This window comes from Streptomyces celluloflavus (assembly GCA_000720995.1).
Classification (GTDB): Bacteria; Actinomycetota; Actinomycetes; order Streptomycetales; family Streptomycetaceae; genus Streptomyces; species Streptomyces celluloflavus.
Genome location: JOEL01000012.1, coordinates 163,321 through 182,388 on the forward strand (window position 1 = coordinate 163,321; position 19,068 = coordinate 182,388).

Genomic DNA, 19,068 nt, shown 5'->3' on the forward strand with positions numbered 1-19,068 from the left:
GTTTCCCCCAGCTGGAATATTCCGCCCCGAAACAAACCGATAGGATTCAGCCCATGCGCCGTTCCAAAATCGTCTGCACCCTGGGCCCCGCCGTCGACTCCTACGACCAGCTGAAGACGCTGATCGAGGCCGGTATGAACGTGGCCCGATTCAACATGAGCCACGGGAGCCACTCGGAGCACGAGGAGCGGTACCACCGCGTCCGCAAGGCGGCCGAGGAGACCGGCCGCGCCGTCGGCGTGCTGGCCGACCTCCAGGGCCCCAAGATCCGCCTGGAGACCTTCGCCGAGGGCCCGGTCGAGCTCGTGCGCGGCGACGAGTTCGTCATCACCACCGAGGACGTCCCCGGTGACCGGACCATCTGCGGCACGACCTACAAGGGCCTGCCCGGTGACGTCTCCAAGGGCGACCCGGTCCTGATCAACGACGGCAACGTCGCGCTCCAGGTCGTCGAGGTCGACGGTCCGCGGGTGCGGACCATCGTCATCGAGGGCGGTGTCATCTCCGACCACAAGGGCATCAACCTGCCCGGCGCGGCGGTGAACGTCCCGGCGCTGTCCGAGAAGGACATCGAGGACCTCAAGTTCTCCCTGAACATGGGCTGCGACATGGTCGCGCTCTCCTTCGTCCGGGACGCCAAGGACGTCCAGGACGTGCACCGGGTGATGGACGAGGTCGGCCGCCGGGTGCCGGTCATCGCCAAGGTCGAGAAGCCGCAGGCGGTCGCCAACATGGCGGAGGTCGTGATGGCCTTCGACGCGATCATGGTGGCCCGTGGCGACCTGGCGGTGGAGTACCCGCTGGAGAAGGTCCCGATGGTGCAGAAGCGCCTGGTGGAGATGTGCCGCCGGAACGCCAAGCCGGTGATCGTCGCGACCCAGATGATGGAGTCGATGATCACCAACTCCCGGCCGACCCGCGCCGAGGCGTCCGACGTCGCCAACGCCATCCTCGACGGCGCCGACGCGGTCATGCTCTCCGCGGAGTCCTCGGTCGGCGCCTACCCGATCGAGACCGTCAAGACGATGTCGAAGATCGTCGAGGCGGCCGAGGAGGAGCTGCTCTCCAAGGGCCTCCAGCCGCTGGTGCCCGGCAAGAAGCCGCGCACCCAGGGCGGCGCGGTGGCCCGCGCGGCCTGCGAGATGGCCGACTTCCTGGACGGCAAGGCGCTGGTCGCCTTCACCAAGTCCGGTGACACCGCCCGCCGGCTGTCGCGCTACCGCGCCTGCCAGCCGATCCTGGCCTTCACCACCGACCCGGCCACCCGCGCCCAGCTGGCCCTCAGCTGGGGTGTCGAGACCTTCGTCGTACCGCACGTCGACAACACCGACGAGATGGTCGACCTGGTCGACGCCGAACTGCTCAAGCTGCACCGCTACAACCAGGGCGACACCATGATCATCACCGCCGGTTCGCCCCCCGGCATCCCCGGCACCACCAACATGGTCCGCGTGCACCACCTGGGCGGCCAGAGCTGACCCACCCGGTCCCGCAGCGAACGGCCGTGGCCGCCACCCTCCGACAGGGGTGGCGGCCACGGCCGTTCGGTACGTCGCGGCGCCGTCAGCCGGTGATGGACTGACGCATCCCCGGCACCGTCAGATCGCCGCCGAACTGGCCCGCCTGCGTGATCTTCACCTTGGTGAAGTAGGCGAAGGGGATGTTGATGGGCGGCGGGTGCTCGGGGTCGAAGACGATGGGGATCAGCCCGAAGAGGTTGCCCTCCAGGCGCTCGGTGTACATCGTGACGGTGCCGCCGCGGATCGTCGACGTCGAGCCCTTGGCGGCCTGGACGTGGTACTTCCGCCCTTCCGGGCCGGCCACGATCTGGTGCAGATCGCCGATGTCCACGCTGGTGGCGGTGAACTTCAGGGCCTGCTTGGTCCGGCCGTTCGGCATCGTGAGGTTGACGACGCCCTTGTAGTCCAGACCGCTCAGCGTGAGGGCGCTGGACTCCAGCTGCCAGGGATCGTTCGGGACGGTGGCCGGGGCCTGCTCGTCCGTACCGGCGGACTTCTTCTCGGTGACGCACGGGAACGGCTTCTTCCCGTCCGCGTCCGGCGCGTCCGCGCTGCCGCTCGGCAACGGTGCGGACGGCGTCGCGGTCGCGGTGTCCTTGCCGTCGGTGTCCTTGCCATCAGCGGCCTTGCCGTCGGCGTTCTCGCCGTCGGCGTCCTTGCCGTCCCCGGCCTTGTCCTTGTCCGCCGCACCGCCGGTGTCCGCCGGGCCGCCGGACCCGCCCGCCGTGTCCGCGCCCGGCCCGGTGGCCGCCTTGCCGGCCGTCGGTGCTCCGGCGTCCTTCGTCCGGCCCGCACCGCTGTCCTTGTCCGTACCGCCGTCCGTGCCCGTGGAGGCGGACGGTGTGGGAGCGCCGGACGATGTGGCGCCGGACGAGGCCGGATCCCCGGCCGCCTTCCCCTCGCCGGGGTGCAAGGCGTCGTGGATCTTCTTGCCCAGGCCCAGCGGGTCGTACCAGGGGTTCTCCCCGTCCGCGGACGCGGTGGGCGAGGCACCGGCGGACGGCCCGGGGGCCGGCGTACCGGCGGGGGACGACGGCGCGCCGCCCCCCTTGGCCGCGGACGATCCGGCCGGCGGGACCGCGCCACCCGACGATGTACCGCCCCGGCCGTCGGCCCCGCCGCCCCGACCGGCCGGGTCCGGGTCCGCCGTGCCCTGGCCGTCCCGGGCGTCCGCGGCGTCCTTGGTGGCCTGCTCCCCGGCGGCCTTCTCCTTCGCGTCCTTGGAGTCCTTGGCCTCCTTGGCCGCCTTCGCGTCCTTGGCGTCCTTCGCGGCCTTCGCGTCCTTGGCCGCCTGCTGTGCTTCCTGCTCGTGCTGGTCCGGAGCGGTCACACACGGGCCGTCCTTGAACGGGCTCTCGGGCACCGGCTTGGCGATGGCCAGCTGGGGCGTGATGCCGATGCCCATCAGTACGGCGGTCGGCATCGCGGCGATCGCTATCGCCTTGCCCGCGGGCATGTGCAGCCGGGTCAGCAGCGGTTTCCTGGGGGCCGCGTGCCGGGGCCCGCTCCGCGCCCCGCCGGCCGCGTTCTCCGCTCGCCGCTCGTCACCCGGCACGGTGCCCCCCGTTCGTTCCGTCGGCCGGGCTCGCCCCCGCCGGACCGTCCGATGCCTTGCCCGCCCCCGGACCCGCGGCGGCCGTCACGGGCTCCGCGCCGCCCCCCGGTCCGCCGCCCGCCGGCCGGGCCGGTTCACCGGCCTCGCCCCTGTCCTCGGCGGACGCCTTCCCCGGCGCCCAGGAGACCCCCAGCGCACCGCCGATCAGCCCCAGCAGGAAGCCGATCACCAGGCCGCCGAAGTTCGAGATGACCAGGGAGACCAGGGAGAGCAGAATCGCCGCCACCCCCGCGAAGACCCGCGAGGCGGGCTGGAACCACAAGGTCAGCCCGAGCACGACCAGCAGCACGCCGATGATCAGCGAACCGGCCCCGGCGGTGGTCGCCAGGCTGAAGGTCAGGGAACCGATCGTGAGGTTCGCGTAGGGGATGTACATGATCGGTATGCCGGACAGCAGTGTCAGCAGCCCGCCCCAGAACGGGCGGTGTCCGCGCCACTCCCGGAACGACATCCGCATCCGGCCACCGGTCTCGATCAGCCGGGGTCGCGTATCGGCGCTCATGCGCCAGCCTCCCTACGGTCGGCGGGCCCGCCTGCACACCGCGCGCACCTGTCAATGACTCTCCCCCAGCCTCCGGCCGGGGTGATCCCCACACGACGCTCACTCATGTCGTACAGCTCCTCGGGACTGGCAAATCCATGGTTCTGAGCTGGAGTGCGTGATGGTGGCGCCACCGGCATACGGGCACGGGGCACGAGGTGCGCCGGGCCTCCCCGGACAGCTCTCACCCCGTGCCCGCACGCTCAGCGCGTCAGTAGCACTCGTTCTTGCCCTTGGCGACGCTCATCTTCAGACCGCTGAGCTTGAACGTGCCGGCCGTGGTGGCCCAGGCACGCTGCTCTACGCCGGTCAGCACGGCCTTCTCGGCTTCCTGGGCGAAGGAGCCCTTGTCCGCCATATCACCCGCGTGCATACCGGGGTTGGACGTCGAACCCGCAGCAACACCGATGTTGATGTTCTTGAAGGTCGCGTCCGCCTTCAGCTGGTCGAGGTCGATGTACAGGTTCTTCGCCACGACCGGCTTGTCACCCCCGCCCGCCGACAGCTTCAGCGAGACATCGCCGAACAGCGGCACCGGTACGACCACCGACTGGCACAGGTTCGTGATCTCGGCGCTTGAGAACCCCGAGACCGCCACCGGCACCCTCGTACCGTCCTTCTGCACGTCGATGGCTCCGTACTGCACGAAGCCATCGCCCTTCAGCTGGTCCGTAGTGACCTTGAACTGCTGGCCGGACACAGCGAACGACGCGGCGAGCGCACCCTGCGAGATCGCGACGCCGATCGCGGCGGTCGCCGCGATACTCGGCACCATGACGACGGCGAACCGCTTCCATCTGGTCCCGCCACGAGCCTGGGACTCCATGACTTTCCTCCTTCTCGGACGTACATCTCCGGTACCGGCCGCCGCGGTTGGGCGGCCGCACCTGGGATGGGAGAAGTGCTACGTCCTCGGGAAGGAGAGCGCCCGTCCTCGGAGGCGGAGCGCGTTCCGAACACCGGCGATCACCCCCGAGCGACAACCACTGGCCACGCTCTCGCGCAACCTCCTGGACAGGCCCTGCCGGGTAGGGCAGAGACCCCCCTGTCCACGGCCGGCGCCACTGCCGCCGGCCACTCGGTGGGGACCCAAGTACCCCGCGGCGCCGACCGGATGACGGGCTGCGGGAATGGACCGAGCGTGGCCGATCGTGGTGCATTCGGGGCCGCCGCACAAGGGGTTCATTACTTGCGAGTAACGGCTGGATAACCGAACCGTGGCCGACTGATATCGCCCGGGTACACAGGGTCGTCGCAGATCGCGACGGCAGATCGGGTAATTGCGGACAGAGGGCCGCAAAGCAATGCGCTGGACTTACTCCAAGTAACAGCGGCCACGCTTCACCAAGATTTGGTAAAGCGTGGCCGCTGTTCCGTTTGCCGAAAGGGGTCCCGGGACGGGTGGAGGGAAGAAGGCCAGCGGCTCAGAACAGCACGCGGGCCAGCGCCGTACGCGCCGAGATCACCCGCGGATCGTCCGCGCCGATCACCTCGAAGAGCTCCAGCAGCCGCAGCCGCGCGGTCTCCCGGTCGTCACCGGCCGTCCGCCGCACCGCGTCGACCAGGCGGGCGAAGGCGTCCTCGACATGTCCGCCGACCAGATCGAGGTCGGCGGCACGGATCTGCGCCGCCACATCGGCCGGCTGCTCGGCGGCCTCCTTGCGGACCGCCTGCGGGTCCAGATCCTGTACCCGGCGCAGGAGTTCGGCCTGCGCGAGGCCGAGCTTGGCCTCCGGGTTGGCCGGGTCGTCGGAGAGCACGTTCTGATACGCCTGGATGGCACCGCCCAGATCGCCGGAGTCCAGCGCCTGGTTCGCGGCCTCCAGCAATGCGTCGTACGGACCGGCCGGCTCCTCGGCGACCGGCTGCTCCTCGGCATCGCCCGCCGCCTCGACCGGCGCGCCGACGATGCCGAACTGCTGCTCGGCGGCCTGCACCAGCTGGTCGAGCACCTGCTTGATCTGGGACTGCGGGGCCGCGCCCTGGAAGAGCGGGATGGGCTGGCCCGCGACGACCGCGAAGACCGCCGGGACGCCCTGCACCCCGAACTGCTGGGCGAGCATCGGGCTGGCGTCGACATCGATCCTGGCCACCACGAACTTGCCGGCGTACTCCTCCGCGAGGCGCTCCATCACCGGGGCCAGCTGCTTGCACGGCTGGCACCACTCGGCCCAGAAGACGACGACGACCGGGACCTCGTTGGAGCGCTGGAGGACCTCCTGCTGGAACCCTGCCTCATCGACCTCGAAGACCAGGGCGGTGCCGCTCACCGGCGCCGCGCCGGTGCGGGCCGCCTCGGCGCGGGCCTGCTCCGCCTTCTGCTTCGCATCGCCGGCCGCCTTCACCGCGGCAAGATCGACGACTCCGCTCATGGACATATTGCGTGGCTGCATGGGTCCATCCTCCCCCCTGGGCGGGCCGTTCCGGAAAGCGGTGCGCACAATCCGGCCGGACAGCGCCGCTGACCTGCCGGTGAGCTCCGCGCCCGACCGCGTACGCCGCGCCGGGATGGCGGCGTACACCGAGGCGCAGCGCCCGAGTTGCGGGAGTCCTGCACGGCCGCAGGTCCCCACCCAAGGCCAAGTGGTCATCACTCTTACGCTACGGGTCGTAGCGTAACTCGCCGTCACCCTCACGGGGCAACCCCCCTCCGGCGACCCGTCCCGTGATCTGCCTCACCCGTTGCGCCACCCGGTTGCCTACCGGCCGGTAGGGTCGCCCGCATGCCGCACTCCGCCAGTTCCCCCAAGGGCCGCCCCGGCCGCCCGCGCAGCGCCGCGGCCGACCGCGCGATCCTCGACGCGACCCGCGCCGCGCTCGTCGACCTGGGCTGGGGAAAGCTCACCATGGGCGATGTCGCGGCCCGCGCCGGCGTCGCCAAGACGACCCTCTACCGCCGCTGGGCCAACAAGAACGAGCTGGTCGTGGACGCCGTCGCCGTCCTCTTCGACGAACTCGAACTCCCCGACCTCGGCTGCCTCCAGGCCGATATCGAGGGCGTGGTGCGGCAGTTCGGCGCGCTGCTCGCGCGGCCCGAGACCAAGACGGCGCTGATGGCCGTGGTCGCCGAGTCCACCACCGACGACGCGCTGCGCGAGCGGATCCGGTCGGCGATCGTCGACCGCCAGAAGCGGCTGGTGGTCCTCGGCCGCGAGCGCGCCCAGCAGCGCGGCGAACTCCCGCCGGACGTCCCGGGACCCGAGGGCGCCCTGGCCGCCGCGCGCACCGCGGGCCTGATCTTCGACCTGATCGCGGGGGCGATCGTGCACCGCACCCTGGTCACCGCGGAGCCGGTGGACGCGGAATGGGCCCACCGGCTCTCGACGGTGCTCCTCCAAGGCCTGGGCGGCCTGGACTGAGCGGGCCCGGCCGGGCCGCGGCTCACACCTGGTAGCGGTCCGCGCGGAACAGGTGCAGATTCCCGGCCACCCACTCCGAGGTCCGCGCCAGTCCCTCCGTCAGCGACACCCGCGGCTCCCACGAAGCCCATTCGCGCGCCCGGGAGTTGTCCGACAGCAGCCGCTCGACCTCGCTGCCCGAGGGCCGCAGCCGCGCGGGGTCCACCTCCACCTCCGCCGTGCTGCCGGAGGCTTCGATCAGCGCCTGGGCGAGCGCGCCGATGCTGATCTCCCGGCCGCTGCCGAGGTTGACGACCTGCCCCAGCGCCCGGTCGCAGTCGGCCATCGCCAGGAAACCGGCCGCGGTGTCCGTGACGAAGGTGAAATCGCGGGTGGGGGTGAGCGAGCCGAGCTTGAGCCGGCGGGCACCGGAGTGCAGCTGGGCCAGGATCGTGGGGATCACGGCGCGCGCCGACTGCCGGGGGCCGTAGGTGTTGAAGGGCCGGACGACCGTCACCGGCAGCTCGAACGCGTGCCAGTGCGAGAGCGCCATCATGTCGGCGCCGATCTTCGACGCGGAGTACGGCGACTGCGGCTGGAGCGGATGGTCCTCTGCTATCGGTGCGGTCAGCGCGGTCCCGTAGACCTCACTGGTGGAGGTGTGCACCAGCCGCCGCACGGCGTGCCGCCGGCACGCCTCCGCGATGTTCTCGGTGCCGACCACGTTCGTCTGCACATACGCGCCGGGCGAGTCGTAGCTGTACGGGATGCCGATCAGCGCCGCCAGGTGGAAGACGGTGTCGCAGCCGGCGACGGCGTCCATCACCCGGCCGGCGTCCCGCACATCCCCGGAGATCATCTCGACGGGGCTGTCCGGCACCAGGTAGCGGGCGAGGTTGCCCTTCTCGGCGTACGGCTTGTAGTGCACGAAGGCGCGCACCTCGGCGCCCCGCTCGACCAGCAGATCGACGAGGGCCGAGCCGATGAACCCCTCGGCGCCGGTCACCAGGACCTTGCGGCCCCGCCACTGCCGCGTACCGCTGCTCATGCTGACTCCGTTGCTCATGCTGACTCCTTCAGGTGCGTGGTGGGGTGGTGCGGATGGGGGCGGCCGGCCAGTGCGCGGGCCCTGGCGGCCAGCAGGTCGGCGGCCTGGGCGTGGGTGCCCGGGTCGGCGGCGGCGCCCATCGCCGCGAGCCGGTCCGGGTCGGCGAGCAGCGGGTCGACGAGCGCGGCCAGCCGCTCCGCGGTGGTCTCCGCGTCCGGCAGCAGCAGCGCCGCCCCGGCGTCGGAGAGCACCCGCGCGTTATGTGTCTGGTGGTCGCCGGGCGCGTGCGGGTACGGCACCAGGACGGCGGGCATCCCGATGGTGGCCAGCTCCGCGACGGTCGCCGAACCGGCCCGGCACACGACCAGGTCGGCGGCCGCGTACGCCAGATCCATCCGGTCCAGGTACGGCACCGCCTCGGCCACGGCCGCCCCGCCGTTCGCCGCCAGCAGTTCCCGGGTCTCCGCCAGCGCCGCCGGGCCGGTCTTGATGAGCAGCCGCAGATCGGTCCGGGAGCGGTAGCGGGCCGCCAGCCCCACCGAGGCCGCGGTGAGCCGGGCCGCGCCCAGGCTCCCGCCGTTGACCAGCAGCAGCCGGGCCCCCTCCGGGATGCCCAGGGTCCGCCGCGCGGTGGCCCGCAGCGCCGTACGGTCCAGCCGGGCGAGCGGCCCGACCAGCGGCATCCCGACGGTCTCGGCGTGCTCGCCGCCGACCAGGTGCGTCCGGCTGCGGTCGAAGGCGAGCGCCAGGTGCGGGGTGAGCCGGGCCGCGAACTTGTTGGCCCGGCCGGGCACCGCGTTGGACTCGTGGACCAGGCTCGGCAGTCCGGCCAGCCGCGCCCCGACGATGACCGGCGCGCTCGGATAGCCGCCCATACCGACCGCGACCTGGGCGCCCTGCGCCTTGAGGATGGCGCGGCACTGGGCGCCCGCCCGCAGCAGCGCGGCCGGCAGCAGATAGCGCTTGGCGCCCAGCGAGGGGTCGAACGGGATCATGTCGACGGTGTGCAGCCGGTATCCGGCTTCAGGGATGAGCCGCGTCTCCAGCCCGCGCTCGGTCCCCACGAAGGAGATCACCGCGTCCGGCTCGGCCCGGCGGAGCGCGTCGGCGAGGGCGAGTCCGGGATAGATGTGGCCACCGGTGCCGCCCGCACCGATCACGACAGAGAGTGGTGTGCGCATGGCCGCCACGCTCGCGAAATGTCCTAAGAGGCTTCTAAGAGCAGCGTTTGGCAGCCTGTGTCCATGTCACCCGAGCCATCCTCGCCCTCCGAGCCCTCCGGGCCCCCCGTGCCGTCCGGGCCTGCGGGCCCCGCCCGCCCGCCGGCGCCCTCCCCCGCCCCGCCCCCGGCGCGGATCCTCGTCGTCGACGACGAACCCGAGGTACGCGCCGCCGTCGAGGACGGACTCGGCGTCGAGGGCTACGCGGTACGGGGCGCCGCCGACGGGCTCGCGGCCCTCTCCGAGGTCGCCGCCTGGCAGCCGGACGCGATCGTCCTGGACGTGCTGATGCCGGTCCTGGACGGGCTCGCGGTCTGCCGCCGGCTGCGCGCGCTGGACGACCGTACGCCGATCCTCGTGCTGACCGCGCTGGACTCGGTCAGCGAGCGGGTGGACGGGCTGGACGCCGGGGCCGACGACTACCTCGTCAAGCCGTTCGCGCTGGACGAACTGGTCGCCCGGGTCCGGGCGCTGCTGCGCCGCGCCTCGGCCGCCGGCGCCGACGACACCCGGCTCACCTTCGCCGATCTGGTCGTCGATCCGCTGACCCGCACCGGCCACCGGGCGGGCCGGCCGCTGGAGTTCAGCCGTACCGAATGGGCGCTGCTCGAACTGCTGCTGCTGCACCCGGGGCAGGTGATGCCGCGCGAGGTGATCCTGGAGCGGGTCTGGGGCCGCGACTTCGGTCCGGACTCCAACTCCCTCGCCGTCTACATCGGTTATCTGCGCCGCAAGCTGGAGGCCGGCGGCGAGTCCCGGCTGGTGCACACCGTGCACGGCGTGGGCTACCGCCTGGACCGGGCGTGAGCGGCCGGCGCGGTCTGGGCGCCCGCTGGCGCCGCCGCCGGCCGCTGCGCACCCGGCTGGCGCTCGCCACCTCCGCGGCGGTGGCGCTGGTCGCCGTCGGTGTCTGCGCCGCCGCGTTCGTCGTCATCCGCTACCAGATGACCCGCCAGCTGGACCTCAACCTCGCCCAGACGGCCGCCGAGGTCACCCAGCGCAGCCGCGACTGGGGACCGAGCGCGGGCGATACGAACTGCCGCTACCAGGCCGTGCCCTGCGTCCAGATCGTGCCGTCCGATCCGGCCAGGGATCCGGGCAAGGCGTACGCGATGCCGGTCACCGACGCCACCCGGCAGGTCGCGGACGGGCGGCGCGCGGCGTACTACAGCGCGCTGACGGTCGCCGGGCAGCCGGTGCGGATGTACACCACCCGCCTGCCGCACAAGGACGAGGCGCTCCAGGTCGCGCTGCGCTCCGACACCGTGCAGCGGGGGGTGCGGCAGGCCGCCGGGGCGCTGGCGGCGGTCGGCGGCGCGGGCGTGCTGCTGGCCGCCGCGCTCGGCTACTGGGTCTCGCGCAGCGGTCTGGCGCCGGTCGCCCGGCTGACCGCCACCGCCGAGCGGATCGCGGCCACCCGCGACGCCCGGCACCGCATCGAACTGCCCGCCGGGCCGCCGGGCCGCGAGGACGAGGTCACCCGGCTCGCCGCCAGCTTCAACACCATGCTCGGCGAGCTGGAGCAGTCGGTCACCGCCCAGCGCCGCCTGGTCGCGGACGCCTCCCACGAGCTGCGCACCCCGCTGACCGCGCTGCGGACCAACGCCGAACTGCTCGCCCGCGCCGACCGGTTGACCGCGGCGCAGCGCGACCGCGCCGCCGCCGCGCTGGGCCGCCAGCTGCGCGAGGTGACCACCCTCGTCAACGACCTGATCGAGCTCGCCCGGGACGAGGAGCCGCAGCCGCTGGTGGAGCAGGTCCGCCCGGCCGGCCTGCTGGAGCACGCGGTGCGCACGGCCCGCGAGCACTGGCCGGAAATCGCCTTCACCACCCGCATCGACCCCGCCGCGGCCGACGCCCTGCTCCCCGGCGTCCCGTCGCGGCTGACCCGGCTACTCTCCAACCTTCTCGACAACGCGGCGAAGTTCTCCCCGCCCGGCGGCCCCGTGGAGACCGCCCTGACCGCCGTGGGCGGCGCCCTGGAGCTGACCGTCCGCGACCACGGCCCCGGTATCGCGGCCGCCGATCTCCCGCACGTCTTCGACCGCTTCTACCGCGCCGACGCGGCCCGCGCCCTGCCCGGTTCGGGCCTGGGCCTGGCCATGGCCCGCCAGATCGCCCACGCCCACGGCGCCGACCTCACCGCGGAGGCGCCGCCCGGCGGCGGCTCCCTCTTCCGCCTCCGCCTCCCGGTGCCGTGACCCGGTGGCCGTCGGGGGCGCCGGGCCGACGCATACGACTCCGGACCACACCTCCGGCATAGGAACACCGCCGGCGGCCGGCGCCCCGGTTTGTCGCGTGATGTGCCCTCACTTCGTACGCATATCGGGCACGTTAGGGCCAGGCACAATTATTGCAAAGGGCAATGAAAGCTCCGTGCACGAGATGTGCAACTGTCCGTAACGGCGCGCGTGCGGGGAGCGCGGCGAGGCCACAGTGAGGGCGATACAGGACTCCACCTCACAGAGAGCCGACCGCCGTGGTGCATCGCAGAGCGCGCAGGGAAGCCGAACGGGCCGCCGCCGCAGCCACCGAGCAACTCCTGAGAGCCGGCCGGATACTGCGACGCACGACGACCACCCCGGACCTGCGCGCCGTCTACCGCGCCGACCAGCGCGTCAACGACGCGCCGTACCGGGAGCGCTGGGCGCACGACAAGGTCGTCCGGTCCACACACGGGGTGAACTGCACCGGGTCCTGTTCCTGGAAGGTGTTCGTCAAGGACGGGCTGATCACCTGGGAGACGCAGCAGACCGACTACCCGTCCGTGGGGCCCGACCGTCCCGAGTACGAACCGCGGGGCTGCCCGCGCGGGGCGTCGTTCTCCTGGTACACCTACTCGCCGACCCGGGTGCGCCACCCGCACGCCCGCGGGGTGCTCGTCGAGATGTACCGCGAGGCCAGGCAGCGACTGGGCGACCCGGTGGCGGCCTGGGCGGAGATCACCACCGATCCCGTCCGGCGACGGCGCTACCAGTCCGCGCGCGGCAAGGGCGGACTGGTGCGGATCGACTGGCCGGAGGCGCTGGAGATCGCCGCCGCCGCGCATGTGCACACCCTCCAGGAGTACGGACCGGACCGGATCGCGGGCTTCTCGCCGATCCCCGCGATGTCGATGGCCTCGCAGGCGGTCGGCTCCCGCTTCATGTCCCTCATCGGCGCGCCGATGCTCTCCTTCTACGACTGGTACGCGGACCTGCCGATCGCCTCTCCGCAGGTCTTCGGCGACCAGACCGATGTGCCGGAGTCCGGCGACTGGTGGGACGCGGCGTATCTGGTGCTGTGGGGCTCCAACGTGCCGGTGACCCGGACGCCGGACGCGCACTGGATGGCCGAGGCCCGCTACCGGGGGCAGAAGGTGGTGGTGGTCTCCCCCGACTACGCGGACGCCACGAAGTTCGCCGACCAGTGGCTGCACCCGCACCCGGGGACCGACGGCGCCCTGGCGATGGCGATGGGGCAGGTCATCCTCACCGAGTTCTTCGTCCGCCGGCAGGTGCCCTACTTCACCGACTACGTCCGGCGCTTCACCGATCTGCCGTTCCTGGTCGCGCTCGACGAGCGGGCGGACGGCGGTCACACGCCCGGGAAGTTCGTCACCGCCGCGGATCCGGGCCCGGCCGGGCGCGCCGGCGCGGGCGAGGAGGCGGACCACTGGCGGCCCATGGTCTTCGACGCCGCCACGGGCCGCCCGGCGGTTCCCCCCGGGACGCTGGGCGAGCGCTGGTCCGAGAGCGGCAAGGGCCGCTGGAACCTGGACCTCGGTGACCTCGTGCCCGAACTCACCTTCCACGGCGCCGGCGGTGCCACCGCGGAGGTGGTCCTGCCCCGCTTCGACCGGCCCGGCGGCACGGTACGCCGTACGGTGCCGGTCCGCGAGATCGGCGGGCGCCTGGTGACCACCGTCTTCGACCTGCTGCTCACCACCTACGGCGTGCACCGCGAGGGGCTCACCGGCGACTGGCCGACGGGGTACGACGACGCCACCTGGCCGTGCACCCCGGCCTGGCAGGAGGAGATCACCTCCGTACCGGCCGCCCAGGTGATCCGGATCGCGCGGGAGTTCGCCCGGAACGCGGAGCAGACCCGCGGCCGGTCCATGATCGTGATGGGGGCGGGCACCAACCACTGGTTCCACTCCGACACCATCTACCGGGCCTTTCTGACGCTGCTCCTGCTGACCGGCTGCCAGGGCGTCAACGGCGGCGGCTGGGCGCACTACGTCGGCCAGGAGAAGGTCCGCCCGTACGCCGGCTGGCAGCAGCTGGCGACGGCCGCCGACTGGGTGCGCCCCTCCCGGCAGATGGCCGGCACCCCGTACTGGTATCTGCACACCGACCAGTGGCGCTACGAGAGTTACCGGGCGGACGTGCTGGCCGCGCCCACCGGACGCGGCCTCTTCACCGGCCGGCACACCGCCGACCTGGTCGCCCAGTCCGCCCGGCTGGGCTGGCTGCCCTCCTATCCCACGTTCGCCGCCAACCCGCTCGACCTGGGCGCCCGGGTCCGCGCGGCCGGCCGCGAACCCGGCGCCTGGGTCGCGGACGAACTGGCGGCCGGGCGGCTGGACTTCGCCTGCGAGGACCCGGACGCGCCGGGCAACTGGCCGCGGGTGCTGACCGTCTGGCGCGCCAACCTCATCGGCTCCTCCGCGAAGGGCAACGAGTACTTCCTGCGGCATCTGCTCGGCGCACAGGACAACGCGAGCGCGGCGGAGGCGCCGCCCGCCGACCGGCCGGACGAGCTGACCTGGCACGACGAGGCGCCGCGCGGCAAGCTCGACCTGCTGCTCGCCGTCGACTTCCGGATGACGTCCACGACGCTCTTCGCCGACCTCGTCCTGCCCGCCGCCACCTGGTACGAGAAGCACGATCTCTCCAGTACGGACATGCACCCCTACGTCCACGCCTTCACCCCGGCGATCGACCCGCCCTGGCAGGCCCGCACCGACTTCGAGATCTTCCACGGGCTGGCCGCCCGGCTCGGCGAACTGGCCGAGGGGCGCCTGGACGTGGCGTACGACCTGGTGGCCACCGCCCTCCAGCACGACACCCCCGGCGAGACGGCTCAGCCCGGCGGCACCGTCCCCGACTGGCGGGCCGGCGCCCCGGCCGTACCAGGCGGCAACCTGCCCCCGTGCACGGTGGTGGAGCGCGACTACACGGCCATCGCCGGCAAGCTCGCCGCCCTGGGGCCGCTGCCGGAGCGCGACGGGATGACCGTCAAGGGGCTCACCGTCCACCCCGTCGCGGAGAGCCGCTGGCTGGCGGCCCGCTGCGGCACCGCCACCCGCGGCCCGGCCGCCGGGCGGCCGCTGCTGGACACGGACGTGAAGTTCTGCGAGGCGATCCTCGCGCTGTCCGGCACCACCAACGGGCGGCTCGCCGCGGAGGGGTTCGCCCGCCTCGCCGAACGGTGCGGCCCCGGCAGCGGCCTGGCGGCGCTGGGCGAGTCGGTGGCCGAGCGGCGGGTGGTCTTCTCCGATACCCAGGAGCGGCCCGTACAGGTCTCCACCAGCTTCGAGTGGTCCGGCAAGGAGGCCACCGACCGCCGCTACTCGCCGTTCACCGTCAACACCGAGCACCACAAGCCCTGGCACACCCTCACCGGCCGCCAGCACTTCTACCTCGACCACGACTGGATGGCCGAACTCGGCGAGCAACTGCCCGTCTACCGGCCGCCGTTGGACCTGGCCGCGCTCGGCGAGAGCGGCCCCGGGGCCACCGGCGGCCCGGACGGCGAACGCACGGTGACCGTCCGGTACGTCACCCCGCACTCGAAGTGGTCCATCCACTCCGAGTACCAGGAGAACCTGCTCATGCAGACCCTGGCCCGCGGCGGGCCGGTCATCTGGATGAGCGTGGCCGACGCCGGGTCCATCGGGGCCGCGGACAACGACTGGATCGAGGCGGTCAACGCCAACGGCGTGGTCGTCGCCCGCGCCGTCGTCTCGCACCGCATGCCGGCCGGCACCGTGTTCATGTACCACGTACAGGAACGCCTGGTGAACGTGCCCAGGTCACAGGCGACCGGCCGGCGCGGCGGCGTCCACAACGCGCTGACCAAACTCCTGATCAAACCCACCCATCTCATCGGCGGCTACGGCCAGTTGTCGTTCGCCCCCAACTACTACGGCCCGACCGGCAACCAGCGCGACGCCGTCACCGTCATCCGCCGCCGCTCCCAGAACGTGTCCTACTAGCACCATGGAGTACTGACATGAGGGTGATGGCTCAAGTGGCCATGGTCATGAACCTCGACAAGTGCATCGGCTGCCACACCTGCTCGGTCACCTGCAAGCAGACCTGGACCAACCGGACCGGCACCGAATACGTCTGGTTCAACAACGTCGAGACCCGCCCCGGCCAGGGCTACCCCCGCGGCCACGAGGACCAGACCCGGTGGCAGGGCGGCTGGCGGCTCAAGGGCGGCCGCCTCGTACCGCGCACCGGCGGCCGCGCCCGCCGCCTCGCCCGGATCTTCGCCAACCCCGAACTCCCCTCGCTGGACGACTACTACCAGCCCTGGACCTACGACTACGAGAACCTCACCGCGGCCCCGCTCGGCGACGATGTGCCCACCGCCCGGCCCCGCTCGCTGATCGACGGCCGCCCCACGGCGGTCACCTGGGGCCCCAACTGGGACGACGACCTCGGCGGCGGCCCCGACCGAATCGCCGAGGACCCCGTCCTGCGCCGGATGAACGAACGCGTACGGCTGGAGTACGAGCAGGCGTTCATGTTCTATCTGCCGCGGATCTGCGAGCACTGCCTCAACCCGTCGTGCGTGGCCGTCTGCCCCTCCGGCGCGCTGTACAAGCGCATCGAGGACGGCATCGTCCTGGTCGACCAGGACCGGTGCCGGGGCTGGCGGATGTGCGTCTCGGGCTGCCCGTACAAGAAGGTCTACTTCAACCACCAGAGCGGCAAGGCGGAGAAGTGCACCCTGTGCTACCCCCGCATCGAGGCGGGCGAGCCCACCGTCTGCTCCGAGACCTGCGTGGGGCGGCTGCGCTACCTGGGCGTCATGCTCTACGACCCGGACAAGGTCGGCGAGGCTGCCTCCGTCACCGAGGAACAGGACCTCTACGAGGCACAGCTCGGCTGCTTCCTCGACCCCGACGACCCCGAGGTGGCCGAGGCGGCGGAACGGTCGGGCATCCCGCACGACTGGCTCACCGCCGCCCGCCGCTCCCCGGTGCGCGCCCTGATCACCCGCTACCGGGTGGCGCTGCCGCTGCACCCGGAGTACCGCACCATGCCGATGGTCTGGTACGTCCCGCCGCTCTCCCCGGTCGTGGACGCGCTGACCGCCACCGGGCACGACGGCGAGGACCCCGCCGGTCTCTTCGGGGCCATCGACACCCTGCGCATCCCGCTGGAGTACCTCGCCGGGCTCTTCACCGCCGGGGACACCGGCCCGGTGGAGGCCGCGCTGTGCCGCCTCGCCGCGATGCGCTCCCATATGCGCCGCATCAACCTCGACGAGCCGCGCGATCCGGCCCTCGCCCGGAGCGTCGGGATGGACGCCGACGGCATCGAGGAGATGTACCGGCTGCTGGCGCTCGCCAAGTACGAGGAGCGGTATGTGATCCCGACGAGCTACACCGGCAGCGTCCCCGAGGACGGGGCGGACGGCGGGTGCAGCCTGGACGGCGACGGCGGCCCCGGCATGATGGCGGACGGCCTGCCCGGCATGGCGGACTTCCACGCCCCGCCCACCGCCCACGAACCGGCCGCGAGCGGCGGGCTGCGCGGCCGCGTCAACCTGCTGAACTGGGACGGCCACTCACGGCCCGCCGGGCTCTTCCCGCGACGGGGGGAACGCCGGTGAACCGCCCGGCCGTTCACCAGGCGGCGGCCCTGCTGCTGAGCTACCCCGACGACGACTGGCCCGGCCTGCTGCACACCGTCCGCACGATTCTGGGCCAACTCCCTTCCCCCGAAACGGAGTTGCTGGCGCGGTTCTGCACGGCCGTGGAGGACGTGCCGCCGCTCGACCTCGCGGCCCGCTACGTCCGCACCTTCGACCGCAGCCGCCGCCGCACCCTGCACCTGACCTACTACACCGACGGCGACACCCGCCGCCGCGGCGCCTCCCTGGCCCGGCTCAAGGCCCTCTACCGCGCCCACGGCTGGGAGCTGTCCGCGGCCGAACTGCCCGACTTCCTCCCCGCCGTCCTGGAGTTCGCCGCCCGCTGCCCTGGGCCCGGCGAGGAACTGCTGACCGCCCACCGGCCCGCACTCGAACTCCTCGGCCACGCGCTCACCGCCTCTCACAGCCCGTACACCGACGTGCTGCGCGCCATCCTCCGGACGCTGCCCGGACCGGCCCCCGCCGACCGGGCGGCCGCGCTCCGGCTCGCCCGCCACGGGCCGCCCGCCGAAAGCGTCGGCCTCGACCCGTTCCCCGCCGAGGGCGGTCCGCACCAGGAAGGAACCCGCCGGTGACCCATCTGCGCATCGCCCTGTGGGGCGTCCTGCCCTACCTCGCCCTCACCGTCCTGGTCGCCGGCAGCCTCTGGCGCTACCACTACGACCGCTTCGGCTTCACCACCCGCTCCAGCCAACTGCACGAGAGCCGGCTGCTCGGCATCGGCGGCCCGCTCTTCCACTACGGGCTGATCTTCGTCTTCGCCGGCCACGTCATCGGTCTGCTCGTCCCCGAGTCATGGACCGACCGCCTGCACATCGGCGAGAGCTTCTACCACGCCAACGCGCTGCTCGCCGGCGGCACCGCGGGCCTCGCCGCCGTCACCGGACTGGCCGTCCTGCTCTGGCGCCGCCTACGGGTACCGGCCGTACGCCGGGCGACCAGCCGCAGCGACCGCGCCGTCTACCCGCTGCTGGCCGCCGTCCTGCTCGCCGGCCTCACCGTCACCGCCGGCGGCGCGCTGCCCGGCGCCTACGACTACCGCACGGGCGTCTCCGTCTGGTTCCGCAGCCTGTTCACCCTCGACCCCCAGGTGACCCTCATGGCCCAGGCCCCCGTCACCTACCAACTGCACGCCCTGCTGGCGATGGCACTCTTCACCCTCTGGCCCTTCAGCCGCCTGGTACACGCCTTCACCGCCCCCCTCGGCTACCTCACCCGCCCCTACATCCTCTACCGCTCCCGCTCCCGCACGACCCCCTACCGCCACCCGGCGTCGCCGCCCGCCTCCGGAAAACCCCGGCGCCGACCGCCCGGCCGGAAAACCGCGACCCGCCCTGCGACTCCTGCCCGGCCCCTCCCGGAACACGCGCCTCGTGGTCGCGACGGGCGCCCGGAACGGGGGTAATCGGCCTGCCGCTTGGGCTTCGGGCGTCACGTGTTTCCAGGAGGGCTTCCGCTCTCCCCTGTCTCCGTCGGCCCGGCGACCTGCGCCATGACCCGGCACACCACCTGTGGTCGCGGTGTCAACCGCGACCGGCCGCCCGCTCGTCCGCGCCCTCGGCAACGGCCGTCCGGACCGTCTGGCGATCCTGCGGCGACATCGACCGCCACTGGTCGCCGAGACCGGCGAGACCTTCGGTGAGCGCGCGGTGACCGGCCGGGTCGTCGAGGACGTCCTTGAGCGCCAGCCGGCCTCCGAGCATCTTGCGGGCGAGGTCCTGGAGGGCGGGCGGGGCGGCCGCGTTGTTCCGGACGGCGCGGAGGGACGTGGTGAGGTGCTCGTTCTGCTCCTCCGACAGGTCCTGCTCCTCGATGGGGTACTCGCGCTCTCCCGGAGCGGTGGTGTCGTGCCCGCTGTTCCTGCTGTGCCTGTTGTTCATCGGGGTGGATCTCCTCTTCGCCGATACCGAT

At 72.6% G+C, this 19,068-nt stretch carries 15 protein-coding genes; 8 read left to right on the forward strand and 7 right to left on the reverse strand.

Annotation, left to right across the window (positions count from 1 at the left end):
• The first annotated feature begins 53 nt into the window (after nt 1-53).
• Nucleotides 54-1,478, forward strand: a complete 1,425-nt coding sequence (pyk, locus tag IH09_RS13270; RefSeq protein WP_052856398.1) for a pyruvate kinase — start codon at nt 54-56, stop codon at nt 1,476-1,478.
• Between the two features lie 85 nt (nt 1,479-1,563).
• Here the strand turns inward: pyk and IH09_RS13275 are convergent, their stop codons facing one another.
• From IH09_RS13275 to IH09_RS13290, 4 genes are all read right to left on the reverse strand, one after another.
• A complete protein-coding gene (locus IH09_RS13275) occupies nt 1,564-3,075 on the reverse strand; it encodes a hypothetical protein (protein ID WP_052856399.1) in 1,512 nt (503 codons plus the stop codon).
• Nucleotides 3,065-3,637, reverse strand: a complete 573-nt coding sequence (locus IH09_RS13280; RefSeq protein ID WP_052856400.1) for a DUF6114 domain-containing protein — start codon at nt 3,635-3,637, stop codon at nt 3,065-3,067. Before IH09_RS13280 ends, IH09_RS13275 begins: the two co-directional genes overlap by 11 nt.
• A gap of 250 nt (nt 3,638-3,887) precedes the next feature.
• Entirely contained in the window at nt 3,888-4,502 is a 615-nt protein-coding gene (locus tag IH09_RS13285; RefSeq protein ID WP_052856401.1) for a DUF6230 family protein, read from the reverse strand.
• Between the two features lie 598 nt (nt 4,503-5,100).
• Entirely contained in the window at nt 5,101-6,069 is a 969-nt protein-coding gene (locus IH09_RS13290) for a tetratricopeptide repeat protein (RefSeq protein WP_052856402.1), read from the reverse strand.
• Between the two features lie 330 nt (nt 6,070-6,399).
• Here IH09_RS13290 and IH09_RS13295 point away from each other — a divergent pair, with 330 nt between their 5' ends.
• A complete protein-coding gene (locus IH09_RS13295) occupies nt 6,400-7,035 on the forward strand; it encodes a TetR/AcrR family transcriptional regulator (RefSeq protein WP_052856403.1) in 636 nt (211 codons plus the stop codon).
• Nucleotides 7,036-7,057: 22 nt separating this feature from the next.
• Here IH09_RS13295 and IH09_RS13300 read toward each other — a convergent pair whose 3' ends face one another.
• Both IH09_RS13300 and IH09_RS13305 read right to left on the reverse strand, forming a co-directional pair.
• Nucleotides 7,058-8,062 carry a GDP-mannose 4,6-dehydratase gene (locus tag IH09_RS13300; protein WP_052856549.1) on the reverse strand — a complete coding sequence of 335 codons (1,005 nt, stop codon included), beginning with the start codon at nt 8,060-8,062 and terminating at the stop codon, nt 7,058-7,060.
• A 14-nt stretch (nt 8,063-8,076) separates the two neighbouring features.
• Nucleotides 8,077-9,243, reverse strand: coding sequence for a UDP-N-acetylglucosamine--N-acetylmuramyl-(pentapeptide) pyrophosphoryl-undecaprenol N-acetylglucosamine transferase (locus IH09_RS13305; RefSeq protein ID WP_052856550.1), 1,167 nt, complete (start codon nt 9,241-9,243; stop codon nt 8,077-8,079).
• Between the two features lie 63 nt (nt 9,244-9,306).
• Here IH09_RS13305 and IH09_RS13310 point away from each other — a divergent pair, with 63 nt between their 5' ends.
• From IH09_RS13310 to narI, 6 genes are all read left to right on the forward strand, one after another.
• Nucleotides 9,307-10,089, forward strand: a complete 783-nt coding sequence (locus IH09_RS13310; protein ID WP_205379690.1) for a response regulator transcription factor — start codon at nt 9,307-9,309, stop codon at nt 10,087-10,089.
• Nucleotides 10,086-11,483, forward strand: coding sequence for a sensor histidine kinase (locus IH09_RS13315; RefSeq protein ID WP_052856404.1), 1,398 nt, complete (start codon nt 10,086-10,088; stop codon nt 11,481-11,483). The genes IH09_RS13310 and IH09_RS13315 overlap by 4 nt, the downstream gene beginning before the upstream one ends.
• Nucleotides 11,484-11,761: 278 nt before the next feature.
• On the forward strand, nt 11,762-15,484 hold the full coding sequence (locus tag IH09_RS13320; protein ID WP_404827258.1) for a nitrate reductase subunit alpha: 3,723 nt from the start codon (nt 11,762-11,764) through the stop codon (nt 15,482-15,484).
• Between the two features lie 17 nt (nt 15,485-15,501).
• A complete protein-coding gene (gene narH / locus IH09_RS13325; protein WP_052856405.1) occupies nt 15,502-17,115 on the forward strand; it encodes a nitrate reductase subunit beta in 1,614 nt (537 codons plus the stop codon).
• Nucleotides 17,112-17,732 (forward strand): nitrate reductase molybdenum cofactor assembly chaperone, encoded by a 621-nt coding sequence (gene narJ, locus IH09_RS13330; protein ID WP_052856406.1) that lies wholly within the window; start codon nt 17,112-17,114, stop codon nt 17,730-17,732. The genes narH and narJ overlap by 4 nt, the downstream gene beginning before the upstream one ends.
• Nucleotides 17,729-18,562, forward strand: coding sequence for a respiratory nitrate reductase subunit gamma (gene narI, locus IH09_RS13335; protein WP_110952264.1), 834 nt, complete (start codon nt 17,729-17,731; stop codon nt 18,560-18,562). The genes narJ and narI overlap by 4 nt, the downstream gene beginning before the upstream one ends.
• A 118-nt stretch (nt 18,563-18,680) precedes the next feature.
• On the opposite strand, the gene IH09_RS13340 is transcribed toward narI, so the two are convergent.
• A complete protein-coding gene (locus tag IH09_RS13340) occupies nt 18,681-19,037 on the reverse strand; it encodes a hypothetical protein (RefSeq protein ID WP_052856407.1) in 357 nt (118 codons plus the stop codon).
• Nucleotides 19,038-19,068: the final 31 nt, after the last annotated feature.

Excerpts from the sequence above, each read along its gene's own strand:
- IH09_RS13290 (WP_052856402.1), bottom strand. The coding sequence starts at position 6,069 with ATGCAGCCACGCAATATGTCCATGAGCGGAGTCGTCGATCTTGCCGCG.
- IH09_RS13295 (WP_052856403.1), top strand. The coding sequence starts at position 6,400 with ATGCCGCACTCCGCCAGTTCCCCCAAGGGCCGCCCCGGCCGCCCGCGC.
- IH09_RS13280 (WP_052856400.1), bottom strand. The coding sequence starts at position 3,637 with ATGAGCGCCGATACGCGACCCCGGCTGATCGAGACCGGTGGCCGGATG.
- IH09_RS13310 (WP_205379690.1), top strand. The coding sequence starts at position 9,307 with ATGTCACCCGAGCCATCCTCGCCCTCCGAGCCCTCCGGGCCCCCCGTG.
- IH09_RS13300 (WP_052856549.1), bottom strand. The coding sequence starts at position 8,062 with ATGAGCAGCGGTACGCGGCAGTGGCGGGGCCGCAAGGTCCTGGTGACC.
- narH (WP_052856405.1), top strand. The coding sequence starts at position 15,502 with ATGAGGGTGATGGCTCAAGTGGCCATGGTCATGAACCTCGACAAGTGC.
- IH09_RS13340 (WP_052856407.1), bottom strand. The coding sequence starts at position 19,037 with ATGAACAACAGGCACAGCAGGAACAGCGGGCACGACACCACCGCTCCG.
- IH09_RS13285 (WP_052856401.1), bottom strand. The coding sequence starts at position 4,502 with ATGGAGTCCCAGGCTCGTGGCGGGACCAGATGGAAGCGGTTCGCCGTC.
- pyk (WP_052856398.1), top strand. The coding sequence starts at position 54 with ATGCGCCGTTCCAAAATCGTCTGCACCCTGGGCCCCGCCGTCGACTCC.
- IH09_RS13305 (WP_052856550.1), bottom strand. The coding sequence starts at position 9,243 with ATGCGCACACCACTCTCTGTCGTGATCGGTGCGGGCGGCACCGGTGGC.